This is a genomic window from Fibrella aquatica (assembly GCF_041321135.1).
In the GTDB taxonomy this organism is placed as follows: Bacteria; Bacteroidota; Bacteroidia; order Cytophagales; family Spirosomataceae; genus Fibrella; species Fibrella aquatica.
The window spans coordinates 812,857-827,702 of the sequence record NZ_JBGGWF010000002.1 but is presented as its reverse complement, the minus strand read 5'-3'; the positions used below and the strand labels follow the sequence as shown (position 1 = coordinate 827,702).

General features: G+C 52.2%; 9 protein-coding genes. All 9 read left to right on the top strand.

The window, feature by feature from the left end; all coding sequences use genetic code 11:
• Nucleotides 1-106 precede the first annotated feature (106 nt).
• Nucleotides 107-1,636 carry a tagaturonate reductase gene (locus ACAW87_RS07380; protein WP_370722675.1) on the top strand — a complete coding sequence of 510 codons (1,530 nt, stop codon included), beginning with the start codon at nucleotides 107-109 and terminating at the stop codon, nucleotides 1,634-1,636.
• Nucleotides 1,633-3,288 (top strand): UxaA family hydrolase, encoded by a 1,656-nt coding sequence (locus ACAW87_RS07375; protein WP_370722673.1) that lies wholly within the window; start codon nucleotides 1,633-1,635, stop codon nucleotides 3,286-3,288. The genes ACAW87_RS07380 and ACAW87_RS07375 overlap by 4 nt, the downstream gene beginning before the upstream one ends.
• A 160-nt stretch (nucleotides 3,289-3,448) precedes the next feature.
• Nucleotides 3,449-4,897: a glucuronate isomerase gene (uxaC, locus tag ACAW87_RS07370; RefSeq protein WP_370722672.1), complete on the top strand. Its 1,449-nt coding sequence runs from the start codon at nucleotides 3,449-3,451 to the stop codon at nucleotides 4,895-4,897.
• A gap of 225 nt (nucleotides 4,898-5,122) precedes the next feature.
• The gene (locus ACAW87_RS07365; protein WP_370722670.1) at nucleotides 5,123-6,439 is read left to right on the top strand and encodes an MFS transporter; all 1,317 of its coding nucleotides are present in this window, start codon (nucleotides 5,123-5,125) and stop codon (nucleotides 6,437-6,439) included.
• Nucleotides 6,440-6,848: 409 nt separating this feature from the next.
• Nucleotides 6,849-10,049 (top strand): SusC/RagA family TonB-linked outer membrane protein, encoded by a 3,201-nt coding sequence (locus ACAW87_RS07360; protein ID WP_370722668.1) that lies wholly within the window; start codon nucleotides 6,849-6,851, stop codon nucleotides 10,047-10,049.
• Between the two features lie 25 nt (nucleotides 10,050-10,074).
• Nucleotides 10,075-11,841, top strand: coding sequence for a RagB/SusD family nutrient uptake outer membrane protein (locus ACAW87_RS07355; RefSeq protein ID WP_370722666.1), 1,767 nt, complete (start codon nucleotides 10,075-10,077; stop codon nucleotides 11,839-11,841).
• Between the two features lie 60 nt (nucleotides 11,842-11,901).
• Nucleotides 11,902-12,993: a pectate lyase gene (pelA, locus tag ACAW87_RS07350; protein ID WP_370722664.1), complete on the top strand. Its 1,092-nt coding sequence runs from the start codon at nucleotides 11,902-11,904 to the stop codon at nucleotides 12,991-12,993.
• Between the two features lie 10 nt (nucleotides 12,994-13,003).
• Nucleotides 13,004-14,035 carry a pectinesterase family protein gene (locus ACAW87_RS07345; RefSeq protein WP_370722662.1) on the top strand — a complete coding sequence of 344 codons (1,032 nt, stop codon included), beginning with the start codon at nucleotides 13,004-13,006 and terminating at the stop codon, nucleotides 14,033-14,035.
• Between the two features lie 20 nt (nucleotides 14,036-14,055).
• On the top strand, nucleotides 14,056-14,817 hold the full coding sequence (locus ACAW87_RS07340; RefSeq protein WP_370722660.1) for a rhamnogalacturonan acetylesterase: 762 nt from the start codon (nucleotides 14,056-14,058) through the stop codon (nucleotides 14,815-14,817).
• The last annotated feature ends 29 nt before the right edge of the window (nucleotides 14,818-14,846 follow it).

Genomic DNA, 14,846 nt, shown 5'->3' with positions numbered 1-14,846 from the left:
GAGTTCTTCAAAAAAGTCAATTTGTGTAGTTAACGTCATAGGCTCCCAGCATGGCTTGTTAATCAGACTGTGCATGCCCCCATCGGGTTAACGTTATCAAAGTAGCATGAAAAGTCTATCCAAACAATCGCTGCTGACGCTTCAGCCACGGTCAGACATCAGTCTACCAACTCAGGTGGTTGCTGAATTGCCGGAGCGGGTACTCCAGTTCGGAACGGGAGTACTACTCCGTGGACTACCCGACTACCTGATCGATAAGGCCAACCGGCAGGGCATTTTCAACGGTCGAATTGTGGTCGTTAAGTCTACCGATGGGGGAGATATGGCTGCGTTTACCCGGCAAGATAACCTGTATACGCTCTGTATCCGGGGCGTCGAGAATCAACAGTTGGTGGAGCAGAATGTGGTTTGTTCGGCGATTAGCCGGGTTTTGTCGGCCCGGCATCAATGGCATGAAGTTCTGCGGGTGGCCACCAGTTCGGATCTTCAGGTGGTTATTTCCAATACTACAGAGGTCGGTATTCAACTGGTGCAGGACGATATTCGGCAATCGCCTCCCGTATCTTATCCGGGTAAGCTACTGGCCGTTCTATTTGCTCGTTATCAGGCGTTTAAAGGCGATCTATCAAAAGGGCTGGTCATTGTTCCAACTGAGTTGATTCCTGAAAATGGTACTAAACTCAACGACATTCTGCTGGAGCTTGCGCACCTGAACGGACTTGACGGCGCATTTATCGACTGGCTCGAAACGGCGAATACCTGTTGCAATTCGCTGGTAGACCGCATTGTGCCCGGTCGGCCTGACCCCGCTACGCAACACGCCCTGACCGAAATGCTGGGTTACGAAGACGACCTGCTGACCATCTCCGAATCGTATCGGCTCTGGGCCATTCAGGGGGGCGATCAGGTACGGGAGGTGCTGTCTTTTGCGAAAGCCGACGAGGGCATTATCATCCGACCCAATATTGATCAGTTTCGCGAGTTGAAACTTCGATTATTAAACGGAACGCATACCCTCAGTTGCGGCCTCGCCTTTCTGAGCGGCTTCGACACGGTGCGCGAAGCCATGGAAGATGAAGTGATGTCGGCCTACGTGCAAAGCGTGATGCTGGCTGATCTGATTCCGGGCATTCCTTATCCGGTGGAAGAAAAGACGGCGCAACGATTTGGTTTTCAGGTGCTCGATCGTTTTCGGAACCCGTTTATCGAGCATCGTTGGTTGGCAATTACCATGCAGTATTCGTCGAAAATGCAGATGCGCAACGTACCTACGCTGTTGCATTATTACCGAAAACTAGGCGTAACGCCCCGTTACATTGCCGTTGGTTTTGCTGCTTATCTGTTGTTCATGCGCGCCACTCACCAGCAAGACGAAACCTGGCACGGTGAGCGAAATGGGGAAACATATCCCATCTACGACGATCAGGCTGGGTATTTCGCCGACTTATGGGTCCGTTTAGCGCCCGATGAACTAGCCACCACCGTGCTTCAGAATGCAACTCTGTGGGGGCATGATCTATCGCTTTTACCGGGCTTTTCGGCGGCGGTGGTCACTCAACTTACACAGCTTGTTGCCAATGGTGTCCGATCCACTTTAGCCAGCTATTTCACAACGGCCGATACCGTAACTGTATGAAAAGGAACGTACTAAAAATCCATCCCGATGATTCGGTGCTGGTAGCCCTGGCCGATCTTGAGCCCGGCGATCAGGTGGCTAATGGGGAAAAGTACCTGCCCGTTACTGAAGCCATTCCGGCTAAACATAAACTGACGATCAATGCGTTGGCGACCGGCGACCCCATTACGATGTACGGGGTGCTGGTTGGCAAAGCAAAGCAACCGATTCAGGCAGGGGGGCGGCTGACGACTTTTAACGTGCAGCACGCCACTGATAGTTATGACCTGAGTGCAGAAACCGCCACCTGGATGCCTCCCGCAACTGACCGTTGGAAGGAGCAAACGTTCATGGGCTATCACCGATCCGACGGGCGGGTGGGAACAGCCAATTACTGGCTGGTAATTCCGTTGGTCTTCTGCGAAAACCGGAATATTCAAGTACTAAAAGAGGCGCTTGTGACTGATCTGGGCTACGGGCAGCAACGTACCTGGCAGCAGCAAACGCACGAACTGATGGCTCTTGTTCAGGCAGGGCGCACGGTGGAAGAGGTGCTTCAGGCCGATTTGACGACGATGGAACAGGCGTCGGGTACCAAACAACGCCTGTTTCCGAATGTGGACGGGGTTAAATTCCTGTCGCACGAGGGCGGCTGTGGCGGCACTCGTCAGGATGCGCAGGCACTTTGCGGCTTACTGGCGGGCTATATCACCCACCCGAATGTGGCCGGAGCAACGGTCTTGAGCCTCGGCTGTCAGAATGCGCAGGTGGCTATGTTACAGGAGGAAATTCAGAAGCGAAACCCGCATTTCGATAAGCCGTTGTTTATGCTTGAGCAACAAACGATCGGTACCGAAGAGGCGCTGCTCAGGCAAGCTTTGCGACAAACGTTTGCCGGTTTAATGCAGGCCAACGCGTTTACCCGCCAACCGGCACCGCTCAGCAAACTCATCATCGGTCTTGAATGTGGTGGCTCTGATGGGTTCTCCGGTATATCGGCCAACCCCGCTGTGGGCCACGCTTCAGATCTGGTGGTGGCGCTGGGCGGAACCGTTATTCTGTCAGAATTTCCGGAGCTCTGCGGCGTGGAACAGGAGCTTTGTGATCGTTGCGTGGACATCCCAACGGCCACCCGGTTCCGTGAGCTGATGAGTACCTACGCGCTACGGGCCAAAGAAGCCGGATCTGGTTTTGATATGAATCCGTCGCCAGGCAACATTCGCGATGGGCTGATTACTGATGCGATGAAATCGGCGGGTGCGGCCAAGAAGGGCGGTACAGCTCCAATCGTCGACGTGCTGGATTACCCCGAACTGGTAACGAAACCCGGCCTGAATCTGCTCTGTACGCCTGGAAACGATGTTGAATCGACTACGGCAGAGGTGGCTTCCGGGGCTACGGTGGTCTTGTTTACGACGGGTTTGGGTACGCCAACCGGCAACCCGATTGCGCCCGTCATCAAGATTTCGAGCAATACCGCACTTGCCCGCCGTATGCCCGATATCATCGACATAAACACCGGAACAGTCATTGATGGCGAAGAAACCATCGAGCAGGCCGGCGAACGGATGCTGGCGCAGATTATCAGCGTGGCGAGCGGCGAAACCGAAGTCGCCGCCGTGCGCCACGGACAAGACGATTTTATTCCCTGGAAACGGGGGGTGTCACTGTAAAAAAATGTCATTTGCTTCGCTGTCATACGCTACGCTGTCATTAGATAGTCATTTTTTGTTTGTGCGATAAATAACAATCTAATGACAGTGTAGCGTAATGACCATCAATGACGCGAAGCAAATGACAACATAGTGTAATGACAAAAAATGACTATTTCAGATGAAGAAGCTTTTTTTAAACCAGAACGACTTTTTGTTGCAGACCGATTCGGCTCAGCAACTGTACCATACCTACGCCAAATCGATGCCGATCATCGATTACCACTGCCACCTGCCGCCCGACCAAATTGCCGATGACAAGCAGTTTGGCAACCTCACACAAGCCTGGCTCTACGGTGATCATTACAAGTGGCGAGCCATGCGTACGAATGGCATCAACGAGCGCTTTTGTACCGGCGAAGCATCTGATTTCGACAAGTTTCAGAAATGGGCCGAAACCGTACCATATACCCTTCGCAACCCCTTGTATCACTGGACGCACCTTGAATTGCAACGGTATTTCGGGATCAACGATGTACTAAACGGTAAAAACGCCCGGGCTATTTATGATGCCTGTTCCGAGCAGTTGCGGTCGCCCACGCATTCGGTGCGGGGGTTGTTGCAGCAGATGAACGTCGAGACCGTTTGCACCACCGACGATCCGGCCGACTCGCTGGAACATCACCGGCGAATCGCGGACGAGCAAGACGGGGGCTCTGCGTTTAAGATCAACGTGTTACCCACCTTCCGGCCTGATAAAGCGATGGCTGTTGACAATGCCGCAGAATTTAACCGGTACGTTGCCCGGCTGGAAGCCGCCGACAACACGTCGATCACCACCTTTGATGATTTTCTGGGTACGTTGATCCGCCGGCACGATTATTTTGCCGAAATGGGCTGTAAACTGTCAGACCATGGTCTTGAACAGATTTACGCGGCAGACTACACGGAAACAGAGGTGAAAAACAGCTTCGGCAAAATACGCGCCGGGCATGAACTAACACCGCAGGAAGTGCTTCAATTTAAATCGGCCATGCTGGTTTACCTGGCCGAGATGGACTGGGAAAAGGGCTGGACGCAGCAGTTTCACCTGGGTGCCCTCCGTAACAACAACAGCCGAATGCTCCGGCAACTTGGCCCCGACACCGGTTGGGACAGTATCGGTGATTTTTCGCAGGCACGTGCCCTGTCCCGCTTCCTCGACCGGCTCGATACGAGCGACAAGCTGGCTAAAACCATTATCTACAACCTGAACCCGGCCGACAACGAGATTATGGCGACCATGATTGGCAATTTCAACGACGGGTCGGTGGCCGGTAAAGTACAGTTTGGCTCTGGCTGGTGGTTCCTCGACCAGAAAGACGGCATGGAAAAGCAGATGAACGCCCTATCGAATATGGGGCTGTTGAGCCGTTTTGTTGGTATGCTGACCGATTCGCGTTCGTTCCTATCCTATCCCCGCCACGAATATTTCCGGCGAATTCTGTGCAACCTACTTGGTAATGACATCGAAAACGGGGAACTGCCCGACGATATGGCCTGGATTGGCGAGGTAGTACAGAATATCTGCTACAGAAACGCCAAAACCTTTTTCGGATTCACCAGCAAGCCAGTTGCGGCTACCGTGTAACATTACCAGATGGCGGCTGCTGGACGTTACCAGGCGGCGCTTTTTGTCATCCTTACGTGCTTTTTATCATCCCGACGACAGGAGGGATCTTCGCTAATAGCTAACAATGCCTATTGCTAGAGGAGATCCCTCCTCAGGTCGGGATGACATAAAAGACGGCCCGGTAACATCCAGCGTCCGGCATCTCCAATCCGATATCCAACATCCCAAATCTTCCTTCTTCCAATGACAAAACCTTTAGGCAATTACCGCTGGACTATTGTAGCCCTGCTGTTTTTTGCTACAACCATAAATTACCTCGACCGGCAGGTGGTTGGCCTGTTGAAACCGGCGCTTGAAAAAGAATTTAACTGGTCAGAGCTGGATTTTAGCCGTATCGTGCAGGTTTTCTCGGCGGCTTACGCCGTGGGCCTCCTCATCTTCGGGCGGGTTATCGATCGGATCGGGACTAAAATGGGCTACACAATCTCCATCGTTTTCTGGAGTTTGGCTGCTATGCTACATGGATTGGCCACCAGTACAACAGGCTTCATTATGGCCCGCATAGGACTCGGTTTGGGCGAAGCGGGTAACTTTCCGGCGGCTATCAAAACGGTGGCCGAGTGGTTCCCCAAGCGGGAGCGGGCGCTGGCAACGGGTATTTTTAACTCGGGGGCTAATATTGGTGCCGTCATAGCGCCCATTGCCGTTCCCTGGATTTTAGGCCTTTATGGCTGGGAAATGGCCTTCATCGCCACCGGTGCCGTTGGTTTTGTCTGGCTGATTTTCTGGCACTTTACGTATGAAATTCCGGCTAAACAGGCGAAACTGTCTAAAGCCGAGTTCGATTACATCCACAGCGATAACGAAACAACGCCCGACGAAGTAGCTGATCAGGGTAAGCCAGTCTCGTGGGCTAAGCTCCTGAGCGTTCGGCAGACCTGGGCGTTTGTGTTTGGCAAGATGCTGACCGACCCCATCTGGTGGTTTTTCCTGTTCTGGCTGCAGGATTATTTCGCCACCACCTTCAACCTCGACGTCAAGAAACCCAACCTGTATTTAGCCGTTCTCTACACCTTGGTCAGCATCGGTAGTATTGGCGGTGGCTATCTGTCATCGTGGCTCATCGGCCGTGGCTGGACCGTTTGGCGGGCCCGGAAAACGGCGATGCTCATTTTTGCCGTACTGGTCATGCCTGTGATTGCTGTTCGTTACGGGCCGGGTATATGGGGTGCCGTTGCCCTGATTGGACTGGCGGGTGCCGCGCATCAGGCCTGGAGCGCCAACATTTTCACCACGGCTTCCGATATGTTTCCCAAGCGGACCATCAGTTCCATTGTAGGTATCGGCAGCATGGCCGGTTCGGTGGGCGGCATTATTTTCCCCGAAATAGTGGGTCGTATTTTAGACACCTACAAAAAAGCGGGTGATGCACAGGGAGGTTACAGCATCATCTTTTTCATGTGCGGATCGGCCTACATTATTGCCTGGGTAGTGATGCATTTACTCACCCCAACCATGAAACCCGTTAACCTCGATGCTACGGAAACATCGCCGATGTAGGTAACGTACCCGAGCAATTTATCTGTGTAACCCCCAATCCCCTTCAGAACGGTCCGCCGTTTCTGATTGGGGATTTTTTTATAGGTTTACTTTATTGGAATAATTATATTTCACCGCAGTCCTTAGCACAATTTTATCCGTTGGTTTCTCCAATGCTATCCTACTGAATTTCTAGATTTATTACTACAGTTCCGTTGAAAATTTCTTTTTGGTAACGTTCCCGGCAACGATTGCGTAAAAAAAGTCAATTGTATACTTGTTCTCTACTATTCATTGGGCAACTTTTAACTAGTTGATTGCTTCCACCTAAATAAGGATCAACTCAAATAAGTACAACTCATTTCGTTGTCTGCCCATCACGTGCATTTTTTCGTTTATCGCTCTTAAATGCGGTTAAGCTTCTTAGTTTATGAATAGAACCATACGCTTACTGGTATTGCTGCTCGGTCTTCTGCCGGCCGCTTACGCCCAACAGACTCGTCAGATTACGGGTCAGATAAAAGACGAAGCCACGGGCACTACGCTACCGGGTGTTTCGGTGGTGTTGAAGGGAACAAGTTCCGGAGCAACATCCGACGCCGACGGAAAATACGCCATCCGTATCCCCGACAAAAGTGGCGTCAAGCTGACGTTTAGCTTCATTGGCTACGTACCTCAGGAAGTAGCTGTAGGCAGTCAGTCGACACTCAATATTTCGCTGGCTACCGATGAGAAAACCCTGAATGAGGTGGTAGTAATTGGCTACGAAGCCGTGAACCGGCGCGATGTTACGGGCTCGGTTTCATCTGTCAATAGCCGCCAAATTCGGGACGTACCCATCACCAACGCGGCCGAAGCCATCACGGGGCGGTTGGCTGGCGTACAGGTAACCACCGCTGAAGGTGGCCCAGGTGCCGATATCCGCATTCGGGTACGGGGTGGCAACTCCATTACACAGGATAATTCACCAATTTACGTAGTCGACGGCATTCAACTTGACAATGCCCTCAACGTAATTAGCCCGCAGGATATCGCCAGCGTCGATGTGCTGAAAGATGCGTCGGCCACGGCCATCTACGGGGCTCGGGGTGCCAACGGCGTTGTAATCATCACCACCAAGTCGGGCAGAACAAACAGCCGCACCACGGTTACCTACAACGGCTCGTTTGGCTTTCGGGAAAACCTGAAACAACTGAGCGTATTAAAACCCTACGATTACGTATTGTATCAGTACGAACGTACCCGGGGAAGTGCAACCGATAGTTCGGGTTTTGCCCGTCAGTTTGGCTCAACGTTCGATACGCTGAGCAATTACCGCAATGCCCAATTCATTGACTGGCAGGATAAAATTTTTGGCCGTCGGGCCGGGTACCAGAATCATAACGTATCGGTTAATGGCGGTAATCAGCAAACAAGCTATAATCTTAGCCTGACCAACAACAAAGAAGATGGCATTCAGCTTGGGTCTTCGTTTACCCGTAACCTGGTCAATTTCAAGCTCGATCACAGTGTCAGTTCAAAGGTGAAAGTAGGTGTTATTGTGCGTTACATCGATCAGCGGATCGACGGAGCCGGTACCACCACGAGCGGTAGCGCCAGCACAAACCGTCTCCGGCAGAGTATTCAGTACCAGCCGCTCGATTTGCCAACCCGCGTGGCGTCGGATATTGATTTCGACGAAGAATACTACATCGCTACCCGGTTGACCAATCCGGTTATTCTGACCGAGGCCGAATACCAGCAGCGGTTCACCAATGGAACGAATATCAGCGGTTACGCCAGTTTTGAGATAATCAAAGGGTTGACCTTCCGCACAACGGCGGGCTTTAACAACAACGTTGACCGAACCGATCAGTTCTACAGCAAAATCACGGGTACGGCCCGCAACTACGCAGGGTTGCCCGTAGGCGTGATTCGGAACAATAACGTGATCACCCTCAACAACTCAAACGTACTCACCTACCGGAAACATGACATTGGTGGCAAGCACGATCTGGACCTGCTGTTGGGTCAGGAAACGTTTGAGACCAAAGGCCGGGCTGTAGGACTCGAGACGCGCTATTTCCCATCAGACATCACACCCGGAAAGGCATTAGCCAACATGAACCTGGGTTCACCACCAACCGGCGCGGTGCAGCCTCAGCCAACCAGCAGCGAAAACCAGAGCCGGTTGCTGTCGTTCTTCGGTCGGATGAACTACGCGTTCGATAAGCGTTATCTGGCTACGCTTACCTTCCGGGCCGACGGCTCAACCAAGTTTGCGCCCGAAAGCCGGTGGGCCTACTTCCCGTCGGGGTCGCTGGCCTGGCGTTTCTCGCAGGAGGCGTTTATGAAGTCGCAGAAGCTGATCGATGATGCCAAAATACGGGTGAGTTACGGAGCCGCCGGTAATAACCGGATTACCGATTACCTCTACGCCCAGTTATACAATACCAGTGCGCAATATGCCATTGGTGAAAACGTACTGCCTGCTTTCTCGCCGGTTTCGTTGGCACAGCCTAACCTGACCTGGGAAACAACCTATTCGCGTAACATTGGGTTAGACCTGAGTCTGTTGAACGGTCGGGTGCAGTTTACGGCCGATTATTACCAGAATACAACCAGAAACCTGCTCGTGAACCTGCCGATTCCATCTACGTCGGGCTATACGAACCAGATCAAAAACGTGGGTGCTACCTCGAACCGGGGGCTCGAATTTCAGTTGAGCGGTACGGTATTGCGTTCAGGTGACTTCAACTGGACAGCCAACGCCAACATCTCGTTCAACCGGAACCGGGTAGACGATCTGGGGCCTGTTTTGCAGCAGACAACAAGCTCGGGCTGGCAGGGTAGCGATGGTGCCGATGATTATATTTTGCGCGTTGGCCAGCCGGTTGGTTTGATGTACGGGTTTGTGACGGATGGTTTTTATAAAGTAGACGATTTCGATTACAATGCCACAACACGAACCTACACGCTGAAAGAAGGGGTTCCGACCAACGCCACCATTTTCGGTACACCACAGCCCGGTACCATCAAGCTGAAAGACTTAAATGGCGACGGTCAGGTACGTCTCGAAAACGACCGGACCATTATCGGCAATGCCAACCCTACGCATATTGGTGGGATGAACAACCAGTTCAGCTACAAAAACTTCGACGCCAGCGTCTTTGTCAACTGGGTGTATGGTAACGACGTGTACAACGCCAACAAAACAGAATTTACAGCTGGGTTCTTCCAGAACATCAATATGCTCGATGTGATGAACAATCGCTGGCGGACTGTTGACGATCAGGGTGTGGTGGTGCGCGATCCGGCAGCATTAGCTGCCCTGAATGCCAATGCGCAAATCTGGCAACCCATTACCAACAACCGGCCCTATCTGCATTCATGGGTCATTGAAGACGGGTCATTCCTGCGGATCAACAACGTAACGTTAGGTTATTCCCTGCCGAAAGACATTGTTCGCCGCGCCAAAGTACAGAACGCTCGTTTCTACGCTACGGTCAACAACCTGGCTACACTGACTGGCTATTCGGGATTCGATCCTGAAGTGAATGCCCGCCGGTTTAATCCGCTGACGCCCGGTGTCGACTTTGCCGCCTACCCACGCGCCCGGACTTTCGTATTTGGCGTTAACCTTACTTTTTAACTGCTGCTTATTAGACTGATTTGCTATGAAAATCAATCGTTTATATAAAATACTGGTAGGGACTGCCCTCTTTTGCACGTCGTTGACGGCCTGTAAAAGTTACCTCGACCTCAACCCAATTTCTGAATTCGATAACGGAGCTGTTTTCTCGAACGTCAGTAACGCTACGCTGGCTGTATTGGGCGCTTATGATCTGTTGTCGGGCGATAACACCTACGGTATCCGCCTTAGCCTGTACTATCCCTACGACTCCGATGAGATGATGGTGAGTGGTGCGGTCGACAACGGTCGTCGGGGTATTGGGCGCTATAATGCCCTGGCAGGTAACACTGAAATTGCCAGCCCCTGGAACAACTTGTATCAGGGCATTGAGCGTGCCAATCTATGCATCGATCAGATTCCGAAGATGGATATGTACATCAACGGAACGGCCGCTGAACAGAAAGAACTGCGCCGCTTGCACGGAGAAGTGCTCACCCTACGCGCTCAGTATTACCTGGAACTGATCAGGAACTGGGGCGACGTACCTGCCCCAATGGTCCCGGCTTTCCAGCAAGCCGATTTGTTTGTGCAGAAGGAAGACCGCGATAAGGTGTACGAACGGCTGATCGCTGATTTGAAAGTAGCCTCAGACCTGTTGCCGTGGCGTACGGAAGCCGGCGCACGTAATGAACGCATCACGAAAGGAGCCGCCAAAGCACTCCGCGCCCGGATGGCACTCTACCGCGGAGGCTACTCGCTCCGTCGCGAGACCAAAACCATGGAACGCCGCGCCGACTTCGCCACCTATTACCAGATTGCCCGCGACGAAACCAATGAGTTGATACAGCGCCGCGATCAGCACACGCTGAACGCCAGTTACGTTACGCTATTCAAAACGTTCGTAAGCGGCCTCACGCCCGACCCGGCTGGTGAAATTATGTTTGAAGTGGGAGCCGCTGGTGGAAGCGCACAGTCGGACAGTAAGCTCGGTTATTACAACGGTCCGCGCCTCGATGCGGCGTCGCGATACGGACAAGGTGGGGGTGGTATTAACCCGCTGCCAACCTATTTCTACGCATTCGATTCAACGGATGTGCGGCGTGATGTGACTATCACCTTCTATCAGGTACTGGCCTCTAACCTGAAAAGTCCGCAACGGCTGACTACGATCACCGACGGTAAATTCCGCCGCGACTGGCGTAACCCGTTGCTGCCTGGTACGGCACAGACGTTGGGGTTCAACTGGCCGATCATTCGCTTCTCTGATGTATTGTTGATGTTTGCTGAAGCCGAAAACGAACTGAAAGGCGGGCCAACGGCCGAGGCGATTGCTGCTTTTGAAGAAGTCAGAAAGCGCGGCTATGCGGGCAATGCCACATTGATGGGTACCACGCCAACCACCAAAGCGGCATTCTTTAACGCCATTGCAAACGAGCGGTTACTGGAATTTGGCGGCGAGGGCATCCGTAAATACGACCTGATCCGCTGGAATCTGTTGGCCACGAAAATTCTGGAAACAAGGGCAGATCTGACCGCTATGCAGGCGGGAACGGGCAAGTACTCCTTCGTGCCCCGCTACCTGTTCTGGAAAAATAACGGCGAAGAAATTCAGTTCCTGAACTCGATGTACAAGCCAACTACGGCAACAGCGGTGACCGGCTGGACCCGGCTCGACTGGCGGCAGAACATTACCGCCACCTACATTACCTCGGTTGCACAGTTCTTTACCCCGAACAAAAGCGAACTGCTACCCATTAATCAGGCCGCGCTGGATGCTAACCCGAACCTGAAACAGGATTACGGCTATTAGATTTGAATGGGCTGGCCCGATTTATCTGGTCAGCCCTTACTACCAAACTCACGTTCTTAGATGCAAAGTAAACGCGTATTTATCTGGTTGACGCCCATCATTCCGCTGGTTCAGGCGGTGATGGGCGTTGGCTTTTTGGGCTGCAAATCGGCCGTTTTGCCTTTTCAGGTTGAACAAACCGCCGTAGCGAAACTAGACTCAGTAGCCGAACGGATGTTGCTCTATCAGCGTGACAACGGCGGCTGGCCACAACCGGGGGGTAATGCTATCAACTACAACCTGGTGCTTACCGATGCGGTGAAAAAGGCACTACAGTCGGGTAAAAGCAAACTCGATGCGACTATCGATGATAAAGCCACCACCCGCGAAATCAATTACCTGGTAGACGCCTTCAGTAAAACGCAGAACGACGTCTATAAAAAAGCAGCGGAACGCGGCGTAACGTACCTGCTTATGGCACAAAATGCGAAAGGGGGCTGGGGACAGTTCTACCCCGATTCGAGCAGCTACCGCAAACACATCACATACAATGACAACGCCATGATCGACGTGATGTGGGTGATGAAGCGCATGGCGGAGGGAACAGATTCGTTTGCCTTGCTCGATAAATCTCTTGCACCCAAAGCGCAGATTGCTGTAGTAAAAGGCATTGAGTGCATTCTGAATACACAGTTTACACAGCAGGGGAAACTAACCGCCTGGTGTGCGCAGCACGACCGGAATACGTTGTTACCTGCCAATGCCCGAGCCTTTGAACTGGCCTCACTGAGTGGTAGCGAAACGGTAGGCATCCTCGAATTTCTGATGAAGATAGACAGCCCATCCGCGCGGGTAAAGCAGGCAATTCGGTCAGCCGTAACCTGGCTCGATTCGGTAAAACTGGTGGGTACGACCACGAAAACAATCGCGGATGCAACGCAGCCTTCAGGAAAAGACGTAATTGTCGTTCAGTCGCCCGATGCGGTGATTTGGTCGCGTTTCTACGAGCTGGAGACAAACAAACCATTCTTTTGCGGACGGGATGGGGTTAAAAAGTACAGCCTCGACCAGATTGAGAACGAGCGGCGGGTAGGCTATGGCTGGTACGGAAACTGGCCCGCTAAACTCATTACAAACCAGTACCCCGCCTGGCAGGCCCGGTGGGATAAATAACGAAAATTGAATGAACGTACCCAAAGATAACGTACCCGGTAAAGTGGCTTGTTTGTTTCGCTATTGGTTGCTCCTGTTTCTGTTGCCAGGTACGTTGCTGGCGCAGAAACAACGAATCGTGGTGGCGCAGGACGGGAGCGGTGATTTCACCACGGTGCAGTCGGCGCTGAAAACGGTGCCTGTCAATAACAGCCATCGAGTTCTGATTCTGATCAAAAAAGGCATTTACAAGGAAAAACTTCGCCTCGACTCCACGCAACATATGGTGACGCTTGTCGGGGAAGACAAGGCAAACACGGTACTGACCTACGACGATTATTCGGGTAAAGACATGCCCGACGGCACCAAACTGCGCACGTCAACATCCGGCTCGTTCTACATCTTTGGTAATGATTTCCGGGCCGAGAACCTGACGTTTGAAAACACCGCCGGGCGCGTTGGTCAGGCGGTAGCCGCGTTTGTTACGGGTGATCGTGCCGTGTTTATCAACTGCCGTTTTTTGGGTAATCAGGATACGCTGTATACCGGTATGCCCGGTCAATATGGTCGGCAGTATTATCACGATTGCCACATCGAAGGCACCGTCGATTTTATCTTCGGCTCGGCCACCGCTGTGTTTGACCACTGCACTATTTTCAGCAAGAAAACAGGTACGTATATCACCGCCGCCTCCACGCCCGAGGGCAAGCCGTTTGGGTACGTCTTCCTGAACTGTAACCTGACAAGTGAGTCGCCCAAAGGCAGTACATACCTGGGGCGACCCTGGCGCGATTTTGCCAAAACGGCCTTTATTAACTGCACCTTAGGTGAGCATATCCGGGCCGAAGGCTGGCACAACTGGGATAAACCCAATGCCGAAAAAACAACCTTATATGCCGAGTATAAATCGACCGGGCCGGGCGCTAATGCTGGTCAGCGGGTTGGTTGGTCAAGGCAACTAACCGTCGATGAAGCCCGCTCCTATACGCCCGGCGTTATTCTGGCTGGTACCGATAACTGGAAACCAGATCGTAAGAAGACGAGAGTAAGGTTCCCTCTTTAGAGATTCTACCTCCATCAATCATGAACAAACGGTTTACTTATTCGCTTTTCGCTACGTTCAGCCTGTTCGCCCTGACTTCATTTACGTGGCTCCCCGACCCGATAACGGTGTACCTCATTGGTGATTCAACTATCTCAATCAAGCAGGAGAAAACGTACCCTGAAACAGGCTGGGGAATGCCTTTCGTTTACTTTTTCGACAAAAGCGTCAAGGTGGATAATCGGGCCATGAACGGCCGGAGTACCAGGTCATTTATTGAAGAAAACCGCTGGCAACCGGTTGCGGATCAACTCCATGAGGGCGATTACGTCTTTATTCAGTTTGGCCATAACGACGAGGTTAAGACCAAGAAAACCTACACGACCGAAGCCGATTATCGCACTAATCTCATTCGGTTCATTACTGAAAGTCGGGCCAAAAAAGCGATTCCGGTGCTTTTGACGCCCGTGGCCCGCCGACAGTTCAACGAAGTAGGAGCGGTTCAGGAAACACACGCGGTATATTCGGAGCTGGTTCGGGCGGTGGCCAGTGAGTACAAAACCCCGCTTATCGACTTAGACAGGAAGAGTCAGGCGCTGTTGCAGTCGTTTGGGGTCGAAAACTCGAAGCTGCTGTACCTGCAACTGGAACCCGGCGAGCACCCGAATTACCCCGAAGGGAAGGTTGATAACACTCATTTCAACGAATTGGGTGCCAGAAAGATAGCGCAACTGGTATTGGCCAGTATTCGTGAACTAAAGCTTGAACTGGCCGATCGAATAGTGAAGAAAGAGGTGAAGTGAGTTCGTGTTGCTTCCACCCTAAAAAATGC